This is a genomic window from Rhizobium sp. IBUN (assembly GCF_000510625.1).
Classification (GTDB): Bacteria; Pseudomonadota; Alphaproteobacteria; order Rhizobiales; family Rhizobiaceae; genus Rhizobium; species Rhizobium altiplani.
This window is the reverse complement of record NZ_AZNV01000018.1, coordinates 76660-93860: the sequence shown is the minus strand read 5'-3', so window position 1 is coordinate 93860 and position 17201 is coordinate 76660. Positions and strand designations below refer to the sequence as shown.

Genomic DNA, 17201 nt, shown 5'->3' with positions numbered 1-17201 from the left:
AGTGGGGGAGTATCAATGACAGGTGGCGACAAGCGCCTCCCAGTAACGGTTTTGGCGGGTTTCCTCGGCGCGGGAAAGACAACCATCCTCAACCATGTATTGCGTAACCGGGAAGGACGCCGGGTTGCCGTCATCGTCAACGACATGAGCGAGATCAACATCGATGCCGAGCTCGTTCGTGATGGCGGCGCCAACCTGTCGCGCACCGATGAGACGCTGGTGGAACTCACGAACGGCTGCATCTGCTGCACGTTGCGTGACGACCTCCTGAGCGAAGTGCGCCGGCTTGCTGCCGACGATCGCTTCGACTACCTGCTGATCGAGGGTACCGGGATTGCCGAACCTTTGCCGATTGCCGCCACATTCTCCTTCCGCGACGAAAACGGCAGCGCGCTTTGCGATGTTGCGCGGCTGGATACGATGGTTTCCGTCGTCGATGCGGCCAACCTCCTTGCCGATTATTCGAGCACAGATTTCCTCAGCGATCGTGGAGAAACCCGGGACACCGACGACGAACGGACACTCGTTGATCTGCTTGTAGAGCAGATCGAATTTGCCGATGTCGTCGTGATCAACAAGGTTTCGGAGGTCAGTCGGGAAACACGCGCGACGGTGCGCCAGATCGTTGCGGCACTCAATCCCGATGCGTGCGTCGTCGAGACGGATTTCGGTCACCTGCCCCTTTCCACCATTCTCGATACCGGTCTTTTCAGCGAGGCGAAGTCCGCCCGGCACCCGTACTGGCACAAGGAGCTTTACGGCTGGGGTGACCATGTTCCGGAAACCGAAGAATACGGCATTTCGAGCTTCGTCTATCGCGCACGCCGCCCCTTTGATCCTGCTGCGCTCGACCGCTTTCTCGCGCAGCAATGGCCGGGCCTCATTCGCGCCAAGGGGCACTTCTGGCTGGCAACACGGCCAAACGAAATCGGACTGCTTTCGATTGCCGGCACACAGCGGCGGATGGACACCAAGGGCTTCTGGTGGGCGAGCGTATCCAGGGCGCATTGGCCGCGTTACCCGCAATTCCGCCAGTTGCTCGACCGGTATTGGGATGCCGTGTGGGGCGACCGCCGCCAGGAACTCGTGTTCATCGGCGCGGGCTTTGATCAAAAGGCGATCAGAACAGCACTCGACGACTGCCTGATCGGAGACGAGGCAAGCTTCGACCCGGATCTCGGCAGACATCTGACGGACCCGTTCCCGGCCTGGCAACATGCACAGCATCACCATCCATGACCACTCATCAAAACGAGGAGACGACAATGAGCAATGAACTCTATGCAGACGGAATTGGCGAAATCACTGTCACCGGCACCATCGTGCGCATCGATCTGATGTCGCTGTCGGCCACAGAGCGCGATCAGAACAACAACCCGAAGCCGGTCTTCCGTCAGCGCATCATCATGCCGGTCGACGCTTTCGCGAATGCAGTCGATCTGATGCAGAAGGCCCTTGTTGGATTGGTCGAAGCCGGTGCGGTGCGCCGGATCAACGATCTGCCATCAAGCCCGAAGGCTGAAATCATCCAGCCGTCGGGCAGCTCGGCAAACGCATCGCCGAACTTCAACTGACCAACGCCACTTCTTCAACCCAGACACCCGGGTGGGCCATGAGTACGTTTTTGCACACCAATCTACACTGCCTTGCTCTCGTTGCACGCCATCACGGCGTCGATCTGTCGCCCGAGCGCCTGCAGCACGACTATGCAGTCGACGAACGCCCGGTCGAAACCCGGCAGTTGCTGCGCATGGCCAAGGATGCCGGACTGCGCGCAAGGCAGATCAAGCTCTCCTGGACATCGCTGCTGCAGTTGGGCGAAGCCTTCCCGGTTCTGGCGGAACTCGATAACGGCAACTGGGTCGTCATTGCCGGCCCCGCCATGGGTGAGGAAGAGGCAAAGATCAGGGTTCTCGACCCGCTCGCCGAGCGCCCTGACTTCATTCTCCTGAACCAGGAGCAGTTCATCAGGTCCTGGTGTGGATCTGTGGTGATGATGAAGCGGAACTTCGGCATCAATGATGCCGACCAGCCCTTCGGCTTCCGCTGGTTCATTCCTGAGATCATCAAGCAGCGCAGTTTCTTCCGCGATGTCGCCCTTGCCGCCATCGTTCTTTACGGCCTTGGCCTGATGACGCCGATCTTCTTCCAGCTCGTCATCGACAAGGTGCTGGTCCATCAAAGCTACGCAACGCTGACGGTCCTGACGATCGGCATCGCCATTGCGCTTGTCTTCGATGCGGCTTTCAGCTTCCTGCGCCGCTACCTGTTGCTCTATGCCACGAACAGGATCGATATCCGCATTGCGACGCGCACCTTCGGCCATCTGCTCAATCTTCCCATTGCCTTGTTCGAGCAGGCATCGGCAGGCGTCCTCGTCAAGCATATGCAGCAGACCGGCAGGATCCGCGAGTTTCTGACCGGTCGCCTGTTTCTGACACTTCTCGACGGCGTCTCGCTGCTGGTCTTCATTCCGATCCTGCTTCTCTACAGCGTCAAGCTGACGCTCGTCGTCATCGGCTTTGCAGCCCTTGTCGGCCTCGTCGTCATGCTGCTTGTCGGCCCCTTCCAGCGCCGTCTTCAGGCACTCTACAAGGCCGAAGGCGACCGACAGGCCTTGCTCGTTGAAACCGTCCACGGCATGCGAACCGTCAAGTCGCTGGCGCTTGAACCCCGCCAGCGTCGCGCCTGGGACGACTATTCGGCGCAATCGATCTCTGTCCGGTTCCGGGTCGAGAAGATCTCGACGGCCGCTCAATCAATGACCGGGCTGCTCGAAAAGCTGATGAGTGTTGCCATCATCGGGCTTGGCGCGCTCGATGTCTTCAACGGTGCCATGACGATCGGCGCACTGGTCGCATTCAACATGCTGGCTGGTCGCGTCTCTGGCCCGCTTGTCCAGATCGTGACGATGGTGCACGAGTACCAGGAAGTTGCACTTTCGGTGCGCATGCTCGGCGAGATCATGAACCAGCGCCCGGAACAGGCCGGTCGCGGTCGTGGTATCCGCCCGCACCTTCGAGGCAACATCGAATTCGACAAGGTGACGTTCCGCTACGGGCCGGACGGCCCGCCGGCGCTCGACAACGTCTCCTTCAGCATTCCCGCCGGCTCCGTCTTCGGTGTCGTTGGCAAGAGCGGTTCCGGCAAGACGACGATCACCAGGCTGATCCAGGGTCTCTATCAGAACCAGCAGGGCATCGTGCGGATGGATGGCTATGACAGCCGCGAGATCGACCTCGTGCATCTGAGAACGAGTACGGGCGTCGTGCTGCAGGACAACTTTCTCTTCCGCGGCACCGTTCGCGAAAACATCGCGGCAGCAAAGCCCGATGCAAGCATCGAGGAAATCATGGAGGCGGCACGCATTGCGGGAGCCGAGGAGTTCATCGAAAGGCTTCCGCGTGGTTTCGACACGATGCTGGAAGAAAACGCCTCGAACCTGTCTGGCGGTCAGAAGCAGCGTCTGGCAATCGCCAGAGCGCTCATCACCGACCCGAAACTTTTGATTCTCGACGAGGCCACCAGCGCGCTCGACCCTGACAGCGAGACGATCATTCGTCAGAACCTCAGCCAGATTGCGGCAGGAAGAACGGTGGTCATCGTGTCTCACCGGCTCTCCACGCTCGTCGACGCCGATGCCATTCTCGTCGTCGAACGCGGCAAGATCGCCGATATCGGCAGGCACGATCAGCTGGTCACACGCTGCATGACATATCGTCACCTTTGGTCACAGCAGATGAGGCAGGTAGCATGAACGCGCGCGCTCAAAAGCCAGGAGAGAACCTGCCTGTTCCAACGACCGCCCCGGTCACGCAGCCGGCGCTCAGGCGCTCGCTGCCATCAGCGATTGCGGAGTTCCAGTCGGATGCCGTGGAACTGGAAGAGCGCGCTCCGCCAAGGGTTGCCCGCATGACGCTCTACGGCATCACCGCGCTGATTTCAGCGGCCATCGTCTGGGCGTCGGTTTCATCGATCGACGAGGTCGTCGTTGCCCCCGGCAAACTGATCACGACTGAGCCGACCATCGTCGTGCAGCCGCTCGAAACATCAATCATCCGAACGATCAATGTGGCGGCCGGCGCGATCGTGCAGAAGGGCCAGGTGCTTGCCACGCTTGACGCGACGTTCAGCCAGGCTGACGCCGATCAGCAGCGGGCAAAATTTGTTGCACTCGACGCCCAGGTGAAGCGTCTGGAAGCAGAGCTTGCCGGTGCGGACTACACCCAGACGGCGGGCGGATCGCGCGACGAACTGCTTCAGATGCAGCTGTTCGGGCAGCGCCGCGCCTATTTCATGGCACAGTTGCAGAACTACGATCAGCAGATCGCGGCCCAGGCAGCGACGATTGCTTCCAGCCGAAACCAGGAGGCAGTCCTCACCAATCGACGCGAAACGCTGTCCCAGATCGAGGGCGCCAGGGAGCGGCTTTATAATCGCGAGAGCGGATCCCTGATAACGCTTCTGGGGTCGCGTGACGCCCGCCTTGACGTTGAGACCAGTCTTTCGGCCGTCCAGGGCAGGGCCGATGAGGCCGAGCATACCTTCGCCAAGCTCAAGGCAGACCGACAGGCATTTATCGAAGACTTCAGGCGCGCAGCCATGGAGCAGCTTGTCGACCTGCGCAGCCAACGCGACACTGCGGCCGAGGAACTGAAGAAGATGGAGCTTCGCCGCGACATGGTGGTCCTGTCGGCACCGGCTGATGCCGTCGTGCTTGACCTTGCGGCGCGCTCCGTCGGCTCCGTCGTTCGGGAGGCAGAGCCGATCTTGACGCTTGTTCCGCTCAACGTCCCGCTTGAGGCAGAGGTCAACGTCAATACGCGTGACATCGGACGTATCACGGCGGGCAAGGATGCACGGATCAAGTTCGACGCCTATCCGTTCCAGAAGTTCGGCACCGCATCCGGAACGGTCAGGACGGTGAGCCGCGATGCATTCACGCCGTCGCAGCAGGAGGCAGCGACCCAGACGCCAGCGCCTTACTTCAAGGCACGCATACCGCTTGCAGATCCAAGGCTGAAAGGTTCGGACGAGCCCGTGCGACTGCTTCCCGGCATGACCGTTTCAGCAGAGATCATGGTGGGGCGTCGCACCGTCATCTCCTACTTCCTCTATCCCATCTTGCGAGGGCTCGACAGCGCAATCAGAGAACCCTGATACGACAGCGGTCTGCTGGGGAGCGGTCGTGGGAGGCGGATGCGTGATGGCTCCGCCTCAGCGCCTTGCGTCCAGCGGGGATGCAGCGGCCTCGACAATATGCTAGTCGCACTGTCATCATCCAGGGAGGAATCGGTGACGGTAGCGACCAATCCGGCAGATGCTCGGGCAAGCGAGTTGATACGACGCATTCTGGATGAAAGCCCGCTGAAGGCAGCGAGCTTCATCGTGACCATCTACGGTGACGTCGTCGAGCCGCGCGGCGGCATTGCCTGGATCGGCAACCTGATCGAGACCTGCGCGGACGTTGGCATCAGCGAGACGCTGGTGCGTACTGCCGTCTCACGCCTCGTCGCCGCAGGCCAGCTTGCGGGCGAAAGAGAAGGACGGCGCAGCTATTACCGGCTGTCACGGTCGGCCGGTAGCGAGTTCGCGGCGGCGGCCCGCGTGCTGTTTTCTGCTCCCGAGGATAGCGGATGGCAGTTCGTTCATGTGACGGGGCCAGCGGTCGAAGACGCCATGCAGGCGCTGAAGCGGGCTGGCCACGCGCGTCTCAACGACGGCCTGGCGGTCGGTCCTGCAAGGGCGGTGCCCGCGACAGTGCCTGCCCTGGTTTTCCGCGCAGAACCGCCACAAGATCCAAAAGCCCTGCAAGCATTCGCCTCCGAGTACTGGGATCTGACAGTGCATGCGGAAGCGTACGAGGTTTTTCTGGCTCAGTTCGGCGCTCTGCTCAGCCCGGCTGCCTCCGTCAGTTTTTCGCCTTCCATGGCGCTGACCATCCGCCTCCTGCTCGTGCATCGCTTCCGCGCCGTTCATCTGCATGATCCAAGATTGCCCTCAGGCGCACTCCCCGACGATTGGCCGGGAAAGGCAGCGCGGCGGCTGTTTGCGCGGGCTTACAGGCAACTTTCCCCGGCCGCTGATGCCCACGTGGCCCGCACCTTCGTCACGGCCTCCGGTCCGTTGCCCGCCGCAACCGCAGCGACGGAGCTACGGCTGGAGATGCTGGCACACGAGGCTTTCTAGCAAACTCGCGATCAGCTTTTCGGCCGCCGGCGCGGCTTTCGTGCTAAGGTTTTTCCTGCAGAATATTAAATATCACAAACTTTCCACAAAATTGCATTGCTCTGTGACATATCGCATGCTAATAACATGACCGATCGGTCGGTTAATCAATACTGAATTGGTCGGCTTTGCGAGAGCAGGAGGAAATCGCGCATGTCGGAAGCATTCATCTGTGATGCCGTTCGCACACCCATCGGTCGCTATGGCGGCGCGCTGGCAACGGTTCGCGCAGACGATCTGGCCGCCCTCCCCCTCACTGCGCTGATGGAACGCAATCCTGACGTCGACTGGAGCAAGGTCGATGACCTGATCTACGGCTGCGCCAATCAGGCGGGCGAAGACAATCGCAATGTCGGCCGCATGGCCGTGCTGTTGTCGGGCATGCCGATCAGTGTCCCCGCAACAACCGTCAACCGCCTGTGCGGCTCCGGCATGGATGCCGTCGGCATGGCAGCAAGAGCAATCCGCGCCGGCGACTGTGATCTCGTGATTGCCGGTGGCGTTGAAAGCATGAGCCGGGCGCCTTTCGTCATGCCGAAGGCAGACAGCGCCTTTTCCCGCGCCAACGCCATCTACGACACGACGATCGGCTGGCGCTTCGTCAATCCGAAGATGAAGGCAGGCTTTGGCGTCGATTCGATGCCTCAGACGGCCGACAATGTGGCAGCCGATTTTGGCGTCAGCCGCACCGACCAGGACGCTTTCGCGGCCCGCAGCCAGGCCCGTTGGGCGGCTGCTCAGGAGGCCGGCCTCTTCGCGGACGAACTGGTCGCCGTCAAGGTCGCGCAAAAGAAGGGCGACCCCATCATTGTCGATCGCGACGAGCACCCGCGTCCGGGCACGACGATCGACCAGCTTTCCAGACTGAAGGGCGTCAATGGCCCTGATCTCAGCGTTACGGCCGGCAATGCATCGGGCGTCAATGACGGTGCAGCCGCCCTTGTCGTTGCAAGCGAAGTGGCCGCGAAGGCACAAGGCCTGACGCCGAAGGCGCGTATCGTGGCAATGGCAGCAGCCGGCGTCGAACCGCGCATCATGGGCGTCGGCCCGGCACCGGCCGCGCGGCGGGTGCTCGAGCGTGCCGGCCTTTCGATCGGCCAGATGGATGTGATCGAGTTGAATGAGGCTTTTGCCGCCCAGGCGCTCGCCGTGTTGCGCGATCTGGACCTCCCCGATGATGCGCCCCATGTCAATCCGAATGGCGGCGCCATCGCGATGGGCCATCCGCTCGGCATGAGCGGTGCCCGGCTGGTCACGACGGCAACCTACCAATTGCATCGCCAGGGCGGTCGTTACGCGCTTTGCACCATGTGCATCGGCGTCGGCCAGGGCATCGCGATCATTCTCGAGCGCGTCTGACGCGCCAAGGCAAAGGAGACGAACCATGTACGCACAGATGGTCAAGACCGACAGCGCCCGCGTCAAGACGCTCGATGAAATGGATCCGGTCGAACGCGCCTTCCAGGAGCGCATCGACGCCGGCCAGAAGATCGAGCCGAAGGAATGGATGCCGGAAGGCTATCGCAAGACACTGATGCGCCAGATCAGCCAGCATGCGCATTCCGAAATCGTCGGCCAGCTGCCCGAAGGCAACTGGATCACCCGTGCCCCGACGCTCGAGCGCAAGGCGATCCTGCTCGCCAAGGTTCAGGACGAGGCCGGCCATGGGCTTTACCTCTACTGCGCGGCCGAAACGCTCGGCATCAGCCGGGACGAGATGTACGAGCAGCTGCACAGTGGCAAGGCGAAATACTCCTCGATCTTCAACTACCCGACGCTGAGCTGGGCCGACATCGGCGCCATCGGCTGGCTGGTCGATGGCGCGGCGATCATGAACCAGGTACCGCTGCAACGCTGTTCCTACGGGCCTTACGCCCGCGCCATGGTCCGCATCTGCAAGGAAGAAAGCTTCCATCAGCGCCAGGGCTTCGACATCCTGATGAAGATGGTCAAGGGCACGCCCGCCCAGAAGGAAATGGTCCAGGACGCCTTGAACCGCTGGTGGTGGCCATCGCTGATGATGTTTGGCCCGTCCGACGACGCATCCGTGCATTCGGCCCAGTCCATGTCCTGGAAGATCAAGCAGAATTCGAACGACGAGCTGCGCCAGAAGTTCGTCGACCAGACCGTGCCGCAGGCGGAATATCTCGGCCTGACGGTTCCGGACCCGGATCTGAAGTGGAACGAGGAAAAGGGCGGCTACGATTTCGGTGAGCCCGACTGGACCGAGTTCTTCGCCGTCATCGCCGGCAACGGCCCGTGCAACGCCGAACGCCTCGGCGCCCGGCAGAAGGCATGGAACGATGGCGCCTGGTTCCGGGATGGTCTCGTTGCCCACGCCGAGAAGATGACGTCGCGTCGCGCTGCTCAGCGCACCGCAGCCGAATGATGCGTCCGGACGCCTCGGCGTCCGCTCCAAGCAGTCGCAAGTCTTAACAATACGCGATTTCCGGGCCGTGGCCCGTGAGAAACGCAAGACGGGAGAAATGTCCATGTCCAGCGAATGGCCTCTTTGGGAAGTCTTTATCCGCGGCCAGCACGGCCTCAATCACCGGCATGTCGGCAGCCTGCATGCGCCCGATGCCGAAATGGCCGTCAACAACGCACGTGATGTCTACACCCGCCGGAACGAAGGCGTGAGCATCTGGGTGGTACGCTCGAGCGACATCACCGCCAGCGCGCCGTCCGACAAGGGACCACTCTTTGATCCTTCGAATTCGAAGGTCTATCGCCATCCGACGTTCTTCGACGTTCCCGAAGAAGTGGGGCATATGTGATGAGCGCTGCCTCCAACACGGCCGTCAGCCAGTCGGCACTTTTCGAGTTTCTGACACGCATGGGCGACAATGCGCTGATTCTCGGTCATCGCGTTTCCGAGTGGTGCGGGCATTCGCCGGCGCTCGAGGAAGATATTGCGCTTTCCAACACCGCGCTCGATCTGATCGGCCAGACACAACTCTGGCTCGGTCTTGCTGGCGAAGTCGAAGGCCGGGGCCGCAGTGCCGACAATCTCGCTTATCTGCGTGATGCCCGCGACTTCCGCAACGTCCTGCTGGTCGAGCGTCCGAATGGCGATTTTGGCAAGACGCTGATGCGTCAGTTTCTGTTCGACGCCTGGCATTTCCTGATGCTGAAGGCGCTTTGCGGCTCGACCGACAAGCGTATTGCCGAGATTGCGGAAAAGGCCACGAAGGAAGTTGCCTATCACCTCGATCGCAGCCGCGATCTGATCATCCGCCTTGGCGACGGTACCGCCGAAAGCCATCGTCGCATGCAGGAAGCGCTTGACGATCTCTGGGCCTATACCGGCGAACTCTTCATCGGCGACGCGTTGGACGCGGAGCTCGTCGCTGCCGGCATTGCACCGGAGCCGGAAAGCCTGAAGCCCGCCTGGGACGAGCTAGTCGGGGAGGCCCTGTCCGAGGCAACGCTCAAGAAGCCTTCCGACGGCTTCATGCACAAGGGCGGCAAGCGCGGCCTTCATACCGAACATATGGGCTTCATCCTGGCCGATCTGCAATTCCTGCAGCGCGCTTATCCGGGCGCGACCTGGTAACGGAAGGAGGCGGTCATGACGGCCGTAACTTTGCCTTCGACATCAGACGTCTGGCAGTGGCTTGCGGAGGTTCCGGATCCCGAGATTCCGGTGATCTCCCTGGTCGATCTCGGCATTATCAGGGATGTCGCCTTCGATGACGACACGCTGGTTGTGACGGTAACGCCGACCTATTCGGGCTGTCCGGCAACCGCGATCATCAATCTCGATATCGAGCGGGCGCTGCATGAGAAGGGCATCGAAAAGCTGCGGCTGGAACGCCAGCTTTCGCCGGCCTGGACGACGGACTGGATCAGCGCCGAAGGTCGCGAAAAGCTCAAGGCCTATGGCATTGCGCCGCCTGTCGATGGCACCGCGATCGACGGGATCCTGCGCCAGCGCGTCGACCGGCTCTCTGGCCGCTCCAATCTGACGATCGCCTGTCCGCGCTGCGGATCGGCAAACACCGAAAAGATCAGCCAGTTCGGCTCGACGCCCTGCAAGGCGAGCTATCGCTGCACCGACTGCCTGGAACCATTCGATTATTTCAAGTGCATCTGACCCTTTGCCTAGTGAGGTCCGCAATATGGCACGTTTCCATTCCCTTCAGGTCACCGACGTCAAGCGCGAGACGCGCGATGCCGTGGTCGTCACCCTTGCTCCGCTGGACGAGGACCGCGGTGCGTTCGATTTCACGCAGGGCCAGTATCTGACGTTCCGCCGCAAGTTCGATGGCGAGGAACTCCGCCGCTCCTACTCGATCTGTGCCGGACGTGACGAAGGTATCTTGAGGGTCGGCATCAAGCGGGTCGACGGTGGCTGCTTTTCGACCTGGGCCAATGAAGAGCTCAAGATTGGCGACACGATGGAAGCGATGCCGCCGATGGGCGCGTTCTTCACGGCGATCGAGCCCGAAGTTTCCAAGAGCTACATCGGCTTTGCAGCCGGCAGCGGCATCACGCCGGTGCTCTCCATCATCAAGACCACCTTGGCGCGTGAGCCCCATTCGCGCTTCACGCTCGTCTACGCAAACCGGCAGATCAGCTCGATCATGTTCCGCGAGGAGCTGGACGATCTGAAGAATAGCTATCTCGGTCGCCTGTCCATCCTGCACGTGCTGGAAAGCGAAGCCCAGGATATCGACCTCTTCACGGGTCGTATTGATACCGAAAAGTGCGCAGCATTGTTCAGGCACTGGATCGATCTGAAATCCGTCGACACCGCATTCATCTGCGGTCCGGAACCGATGATGTTGACGATCGCCGCTGCCCTTCGCGACCACGGGATGCGCGAAGAGCAGATCAAGTTTGAGCTCTTTGCGTCATCGCAGCCGGGCCGGGCTCGGCGCAAGAGCGAAAGCGCTGCCTCTGCGGATCGCCACGCGGCATGCGAGGCAACCGTCACCCTCGACGGTGCAACCCGTGTCTTCAAGATGCCGAAGCAGGGGCAAACCCTGCTCGAAGCCGCGCTCGAGAACAACATGGACGCGCCCTACGCCTGCAAGGCAGGTGTCTGTTCCACGTGTCGGGCCAAGGTGATCGAAGGCGAGACCGAGATGGAGGTCAACCATGCGCTCGAGGATTACGAAGTGCGCCAGGGCTATGTTCTGACCTGCCAATGTTATCCGCTGAGCGACCGGGTCGTGGTCAGCTACGACCAATAAGGCGCGAAAGCGAGGGAGGAATAGCCAATGTCCGATACGATGCCGATCGAGGAATACCTGCTGAAAGGTGGCGTGCTGACGTCGCCTGACAATGTGACCCCACGCTATCGCGGCGAGCTTTTGCGCCTGATGGCAAGTTTCGTCGATAGCGAGCTTGCGGGTGCAGCCGGCTTTGCCGACACGATCAACGATGCGCCAGGAATCAAGGAGCGCATCGCCTCTGCCAAGATCGTGCTCGAAAAAACCGACCATGCCGGTCGGGTCCTCGAGATCATGGGCAGCTTTGGCGCCGACACCGGCCGTTACGCCGTCCATCACCCCTGGGACGCCCGGCTGGAGCGCGACGCCGATATCGGTGCGGCGCGTCAGGGCGGCGACATGCGCCTTTCGGTCTTCCACTATCCCCTGCATGGCTGGATCGACGCGGTTGTCATGAACGTGCTGATGGGTACCGCAAGCACCATCCAGCTGCGCGAGCTTGCCCGCGTTTCCTACCAGCCACTTGCCGAAGTGTTCCGCGCCATTCTACCCAGCGAGGCGCATCACACCGAACTCGGCATCGAGGGACTGAAGAAAATTGCCGAGACGGAAGACGGAGCAACGGCAGCGCGCAAGGCAATCGCCTATTGGCGCCCGCGCGTTGCGGCAAGCTTCGGGCTCTCCGGCTCGGCGCGCTACGAAACGCTGGCTCGCTTCGGCCTTCGCCACACACCCAACGAGACGCTGCTATCCGAATGGCAGGCGGCCGTTGATGCGCAGCTTGCTGCGCGCAATCTGAACTGACCGGAAGGATAAGACGATGAACGTCCTGGTAAACCCGCCGCGCCGCCTCGAGAGCTATGTTTATGGCCGCTGGGTTCCCGGCACGAAGGATGGCGCCTTACTGCTCGACGCTTCGACAGGCGTACCGGTTGCATTGATCGATTCCACCGGCGTCGACTTTGCCGCATCTCTGGCCTACGGCCGCAAGAAGGCTGGCCCGGCCCTGCGTCGCATGTCGTTTCATGAGCGTGCCGCCATGCTGAAGGCACTTGGCCAGGCGCTGATGGAGAGGAAGGAAGAATTCTACGCCCTTTCCTCGGCCACCGGTGCGACCAAGGCAGACAGCTGGATCGATATCGATGGCGGCATTGGCACTCTCTTGTCCTATGCCTCAAAGGGACGGCGCGAGTTGCCGAATACGCGCGTGCTCGTTGACGGCGACGTGGAAAACCTGTCGCGCGACGGCACGTTTGCCGCCCGGCACATTCTGTCGCCGCTGCAGGGCGTCGCCATTCACATCAATGCCTTCAACTTTCCGGTCTGGGGCATGCTGGAAAAGCTGGCGCCGACCCTGCTTGCCGGCATGCCGGCTATCGTCAAGCCGGCGAGCCAGACGGCCTATCTGACCGAACTGGTCGTGCGCCGCATGGTCGAGACGGGCCTGCTTCCCGAAGGTGCCGTGCAACTTGTCTGCGGCTCCGTCGGAGATCTTCTTGATCATGTCGACGGCCAGGATGCCGTCACCTTTACCGGTTCGGCCTGGACCGGCCGCAAGCTGAAGACGCATCCGGCGATCATCGAGAATTCGGTCCGGTTCACCATGGAGGCCGACAGTCTCAATGCCTCTGTCCTCGGTCTTGACGCGGCCCCTGGCACCGAGGAGTTCGACCTTTTCGTCAAGGAAGTCTCCCGCGAGATGACGGCGAAGGCCGGCCAGAAGTGCACGGCGATCCGCCGCGTCATCGCACCCCGCGCCTATTGCGACGCTCTTGTCGCCGCTCTCGGCGATCGTCTTGGCAAGACGGCGCTCGGCAATGCGGCCGATGAAAACGTCCGCATGGGCCCGCTCGCAAGCCTTGCCCAGCGCGACGAGGTCCGCGCCCGCATCCGCGATCTTCTTGCCGATGCCGAGATCGTTGCCGGTGATCCGGACAATCCCCGCGTTGTCTCCGGAGACGCGGAGGCCGGAGCCTTCCTCAACCCAGTGCTGCTATACTGCGACAAACCCTGGGACGCCCGGGCTGTTCACGACGTCGAAGCCTTCGGCCCGGTCAGCACGGTCATGCCCTATGAAAGCGCCGAGGAGGCTGTCGACCTTGCCCGCCGCGGCAAGGGAAGCCTGGTATCCTCGGTCTTCACCAATGATCCGGGTTTTGCCGAAGAGGTTGTTCTCGGCATGGCGCCCTTCCACGGCCGCGTGCTGATCGGCAACCGGGTCAGCGCCAAGACCTCGACCGGCCATGGCTCACCGCTGCCGGGTCTCGTGCACGGCGGCCCGGGACGCGCCGGCGGTGGCGAGGAGCTGGGCGGACTTCGTGGGGTCAAGCATTACATGCAGCGCACCGCGGTCCAGGGCTCGCCAACGCTTCTTTCCGCGGTCACCGGCCGCTGGGTTGCGGATGCCGAGGTGCGCAAGGATGGCGAACATCCCTTCCGCAAGTCTCTCGCCGAACTCCGGATCGGCGACCAGCTCGTCACCGGAACGCGCACCGTCACGCTTGAGGATATCGAGCACTTCGCCAATTTCACCGGCGACACCTTCTACGCCCATATGGACGAGGAAGCCGCCCGCGCCAATCCGTTCTTCGATGGTCGCGTTGCCCATGGCTACCTGATCGTCTCTTTTGCTGCCGGCCTCTTCGTCGACCCGGCCCCCGGCCCGGTTCTCGCCAATTACGGCGTCGACAACCTGCGCTTCCTCACGCCGGTCAATCCGGGCGATACGTTGCAGGTGAAATTGACCTGCAAGGAGATCAATCCGCGCATCGGCGCCGAGCACGGCGAGGTGCGCTGGGACTGCAATGTGACCAATCAGAACGGTGCGACGGTCGCCCAATACGATGTCTTGACGATGGTCGCCAAGACAAGAGACTAAGACAAGAGACTAAGACAAGGGTCTAAGACAAGGGACTGATCCGATGGCTATGGTCTATTCCTATGATAGCGTCGTGCCTGTGATCCATCCGGCGGCCTTCGTCCATCCGGCCGCGGTGGTGATCGGCGACGTCATCATCGGACCAGCCTGCTATGTCGGGCCTTGCGCCGTGCTGCGCGGGGATTTCGGGCGCATTGTCATGGAACGCGGTTCGAACGTCCAGGAGACCTGCGTCGTACACAGTTTCCCCAATGTCGAGGTGGTGATCGGCGAGGAAGGCCACATCGGGCACGGCGCCGTGCTGCACGGCTGCCGGATCGGTCGCAATGCCATGGTGGGGATGAATGCGGTCGTCATGGACGAGGCTGTCATCGGCGAAAATTCGATCGTTGCCGCCATGGCCTTCGTCAAGGCAGGGGCCGACATCCCGGCAAACAGCCTGGCGGTCGGATCGCCGGCCAGGGTCATCCGCGAGCTCAGTGAAAAGGAAATCGCCTGGAAGCGCCAGGGCACCGGCGTTTACCAACGCCTCGCCTTGGAGGCCAGAGACAAGCTTCAACCGGCCGAACCACTCAGCGAGCCGGAGGAAGACCGGCGACGGATCCAGGCACCCGAATATGATCCATTGATCCTGGAACGGCTGAAATTCCGCGATTGAGCCAAAGCACGCTTCACCCAAAAAGGGCGACGGATACTCGAGTGTCAGAAGTTTTTAGGATTGTCTTTGGCAGCGGGCAAGACATTGATTTCGCTTACTGCGCCTGGATAATCCTTGGCACCCTTCCAGATGCGTCCTGCGCGTGATCGACAACATCCGTTGGATCGCCACCATGAGGAAGCTCAGAAGACATTGGCCGACATGAGCGCAATACTCACGACACCAGGCTCCAAAATCCCGACTTCCTTCCGTAGTCGCGCTTGATGTCCACCATATACACCTCATGTGGCCGAAGGCTGCCGAAATCCTCGATCTGACTCGCCAGGGACCGGCATTCTGCAAGGTGTCGTGCCGCATGCTTGTAACGGCTCGATCGGCCGCTCTCCAAAGTAAAGTCGATCATTGATCGCAGCACGATCGTCGCGGCCAGTGGTTGTTTCGTCGCAAGCGCTTCCGCAGCCGGCGTCATCAACTCATAGAGGTCGCCATCCAGTTCCGCCGCCCGCTTCGTAACGAGCTTTGACGCTTCCGCCAATGAAGGCCAGCGCAGGAAGAAGTAGAGAGCGCGATGAACGTCCGGGAACGCTTGGGCGTATGCGAACGCCCTCTCCTCCGCTTCCAGATCGTCGAAGTCCGGCAGGCGGCGCGCATAGGCGCGCAGGTGGTCGACGTTCAGGGACTGCTCGAAGCACTCCCAGCGAAACGCCTGGGCTTCGTCGTTGCGCCCCAGAGCTTCGAGTGCCTCGACGCGGGCAAGCTGCCATTCGAAGGGGACATCCGCCCGGCCTTTCGCATCAACCTTCTCGAGGGCTTTCAGTGCTTCCTCAGCCCGTCCCGCCGAGACCAGACGGTTGGCGATGTCAGCCGCGACCATCGGCGCTCCATGTGTCCTTTCCGGCTGCTGCGCAATATAGGCATCCACATCACCCTGGGCGTCGGCTATTTCCTGCAGCGCGATACGAATGGTCAGATCCTGGTGATTGCCGTAAACCTCGTCCTCGTAGATCGGGCCAGCGCTGCTCCAGCCGATGACCTTCTGATCTTTCTTGGCCGGCTTCTCCTTGGGCTCGTTCGACCAGCCGACAAAGAGAGCCTTGAGACGCTCCAATCCTTCATTCGCCAGCGCCGCCACCATTGCAGTAATCAGCCGGTCGAACTGGCCGTAAGCATTGCTTTGAACTGCCTTGAATATCTTCTCGGCCAGCACATCGGCATCGATATTCGCCGCCTTGGCGATCGCGCCGGCGTCGGTGCAGGCTTGATGGAAGCTCTGGATCAACGAGCCGCTGCCATCGTCCGATCGCTGAAATAGAGGATCCGCAACCGCTAAAAACTGCCAGATTAGCTCAAACGCTCCTGCGGGATCGTCGGGCGCGACGGTTTCGACGATCGACTTGCGCTGGGTCTCCAGGTCGGTCCTGGTCGCCTTCACCTTTCGCCAATCAACGAAGGTCTTGGCGCGTGCAATGCTGGAAAGCCTCTTGCGAACCTCCCTGGCAACTTCGGCGCTGCTATGGTTGCCGGCCAGCTCCATACGAAGCCGACGCTTGTGCGCAGCGCTGCCGGTGCTGATTTCCATAAGAAGCTCGGCGAGGCGTTGCACGCCGAGAGCTTCAAGGTTCTTCGCATTAAGTGTCGTCTTGGCTGCCATGGGTCTATGATGATTTGTGTAGCGCGGACGTTACCTTAAGCGCACCACGAAGTCCAAGACGAGAGTGCCGGGATGGTCCTTGGCTTCCTCCTGGACCTATCCTTTGATTCGAAGGTCAGGTGGGCGACGGGGAGGGCTTCGTAGAAGATCGTCGTCATCGACCGTCACCGAAGGTCGGCAGGAAGTCCAGGTCATCGTCAGGCGAGGCCGGGGCGGCTTGGGCCGTCCTGAGATCGCCGATCTCGATGCCGACAGTGCGCGCCACGATCAACGACTTTTCAAGCTGGCAGCTTGGCTTGCCGGATTCGAGCTCGACGATGAAGCGCTCGCCGGTGCCGGACCGGGCGGCAAGCTCGGTCTGTGTCCAGCCAAGCGCCTTCCGATTTTCCCGGATGGCGGCGCCGAAATCGCGTGCGGACCTGAACATCGAGCATCTCCTGAGGTGGCTTACCGTACAGGAAGATTTCCGTAGATCAACGCAATCCTTACCGATCGGGAAGCGTGTGTCCGACGGCATAAAAATCACCCCGATCGGGAAGTTTTTCACATCCGGATACCCTTGAAAATCGAGAGCAAAACGATCCTCGATACCCTCGAAGACATTCAAGC

The 17201-nt window shown here is 61.4% G+C and carries 16 protein-coding genes; 14 read left to right on the top strand and 2 right to left on the bottom strand.

Features of this window, described 5'->3' with window-relative positions; all coding sequences use genetic code 11:
• Positions 1 to 15 precede the first annotated feature (15 nt).
• The 14 genes from RHIBUN_RS0117665 to RHIBUN_RS0117600 all read left to right on the top strand — a co-directional run bounded on the left by RHIBUN_RS0117665 (position 16) and on the right by RHIBUN_RS0117600 (position 14941).
• Complete coding sequence (locus RHIBUN_RS0117665) at positions 16 to 1239, top strand: GTP-binding protein (RefSeq protein ID WP_025660549.1); 1224 nt, start codon at positions 16 to 18, stop codon at positions 1237 to 1239.
• A gap of 26 nt (positions 1240 to 1265) precedes the next feature.
• The gene (locus RHIBUN_RS0117660) at positions 1266 to 1574 is read left to right on the top strand and encodes a hypothetical protein (RefSeq protein WP_025660548.1); all 309 of its coding nucleotides are present in this window, start codon (positions 1266 to 1268) and stop codon (positions 1572 to 1574) included.
• A gap of 38 nt (positions 1575 to 1612) precedes the next feature.
• Positions 1613 to 3757 carry a peptidase domain-containing ABC transporter gene (locus RHIBUN_RS0117655; protein WP_025660547.1) on the top strand — a complete coding sequence of 715 codons (2145 nt, stop codon included), beginning with the start codon at positions 1613 to 1615 and terminating at the stop codon, positions 3755 to 3757.
• Complete coding sequence (locus RHIBUN_RS0117650; RefSeq protein ID WP_025660546.1) at positions 3754 to 5160, top strand: HlyD family type I secretion periplasmic adaptor subunit; 1407 nt, start codon at positions 3754 to 3756, stop codon at positions 5158 to 5160. The genes RHIBUN_RS0117655 and RHIBUN_RS0117650 overlap by 4 nt, the downstream gene beginning before the upstream one ends.
• A 135-nt stretch (positions 5161 to 5295) precedes the next feature.
• Complete coding sequence (paaX, locus tag RHIBUN_RS0117645) at positions 5296 to 6189, top strand: phenylacetic acid degradation operon negative regulatory protein PaaX (protein WP_025660545.1); 894 nt, start codon at positions 5296 to 5298, stop codon at positions 6187 to 6189.
• A gap of 192 nt (positions 6190 to 6381) precedes the next feature.
• Positions 6382 to 7587 (top strand): 3-oxoadipyl-CoA thiolase, encoded by a 1206-nt coding sequence (gene pcaF / locus RHIBUN_RS0117640; RefSeq protein WP_025660544.1) that lies wholly within the window; start codon positions 6382 to 6384, stop codon positions 7585 to 7587.
• A gap of 25 nt (positions 7588 to 7612) precedes the next feature.
• A complete protein-coding gene (gene paaA, locus RHIBUN_RS0117635) occupies positions 7613 to 8617 on the top strand; it encodes a 1,2-phenylacetyl-CoA epoxidase subunit PaaA (RefSeq protein ID WP_025660543.1) in 1005 nt (334 codons plus the stop codon).
• A gap of 103 nt (positions 8618 to 8720) precedes the next feature.
• Positions 8721 to 9005, top strand: a complete 285-nt coding sequence (gene paaB / locus RHIBUN_RS0117630; RefSeq protein ID WP_018856780.1) for a 1,2-phenylacetyl-CoA epoxidase subunit PaaB — start codon at positions 8721 to 8723, stop codon at positions 9003 to 9005.
• Positions 9005 to 9784, top strand: coding sequence for a 1,2-phenylacetyl-CoA epoxidase subunit PaaC (gene paaC / locus RHIBUN_RS0117625; RefSeq protein WP_025660542.1), 780 nt, complete (start codon positions 9005 to 9007; stop codon positions 9782 to 9784). The genes paaB and paaC overlap by 1 nt, the downstream gene beginning before the upstream one ends.
• Positions 9785 to 9799: 15 nt before the next feature.
• Positions 9800 to 10324, top strand: a complete 525-nt coding sequence (paaD, locus tag RHIBUN_RS0117620; protein ID WP_025660541.1) for a 1,2-phenylacetyl-CoA epoxidase subunit PaaD — start codon at positions 9800 to 9802, stop codon at positions 10322 to 10324.
• 25 nt (positions 10325 to 10349) lie between these two features.
• Positions 10350 to 11426: a 1,2-phenylacetyl-CoA epoxidase subunit PaaE gene (gene paaE / locus RHIBUN_RS0117615; RefSeq protein ID WP_025660540.1), complete on the top strand. Its 1077-nt coding sequence runs from the start codon at positions 10350 to 10352 to the stop codon at positions 11424 to 11426.
• Between the two features lie 27 nt (positions 11427 to 11453).
• Positions 11454 to 12209, top strand: coding sequence for a Phenylacetic acid catabolic protein (locus RHIBUN_RS0117610; RefSeq protein ID WP_025660539.1), 756 nt, complete (start codon positions 11454 to 11456; stop codon positions 12207 to 12209).
• A 16-nt stretch (positions 12210 to 12225) separates the two neighbouring features.
• Positions 12226 to 14283: a phenylacetic acid degradation bifunctional protein PaaZ gene (paaZ, locus tag RHIBUN_RS0117605; RefSeq protein WP_025660538.1), complete on the top strand. Its 2058-nt coding sequence runs from the start codon at positions 12226 to 12228 to the stop codon at positions 14281 to 14283.
• Positions 14284 to 14326: 43 nt separating this feature from the next.
• Positions 14327 to 14941: a transferase hexapeptide repeat family protein gene (locus RHIBUN_RS0117600; protein WP_025660537.1), complete on the top strand. Its 615-nt coding sequence runs from the start codon at positions 14327 to 14329 to the stop codon at positions 14939 to 14941.
• A 214-nt stretch (positions 14942 to 15155) separates the two neighbouring features.
• On the opposite strand, the gene RHIBUN_RS0117595 is transcribed toward RHIBUN_RS0117600, so the two are convergent.
• The gene (locus RHIBUN_RS0117595) at positions 15156 to 16592 is read right to left on the bottom strand and encodes a DUF6880 family protein (protein WP_025660536.1); all 1437 of its coding nucleotides are present in this window, start codon (positions 16590 to 16592) and stop codon (positions 15156 to 15158) included.
• A 154-nt stretch (positions 16593 to 16746) separates the two neighbouring features.
• The gene (locus RHIBUN_RS0117590; protein ID WP_018856771.1) at positions 16747 to 17019 is read right to left on the bottom strand and encodes a helix-turn-helix transcriptional regulator; all 273 of its coding nucleotides are present in this window, start codon (positions 17017 to 17019) and stop codon (positions 16747 to 16749) included.
• Between the last annotated feature and the right edge of the window lie 182 nt (positions 17020 to 17201).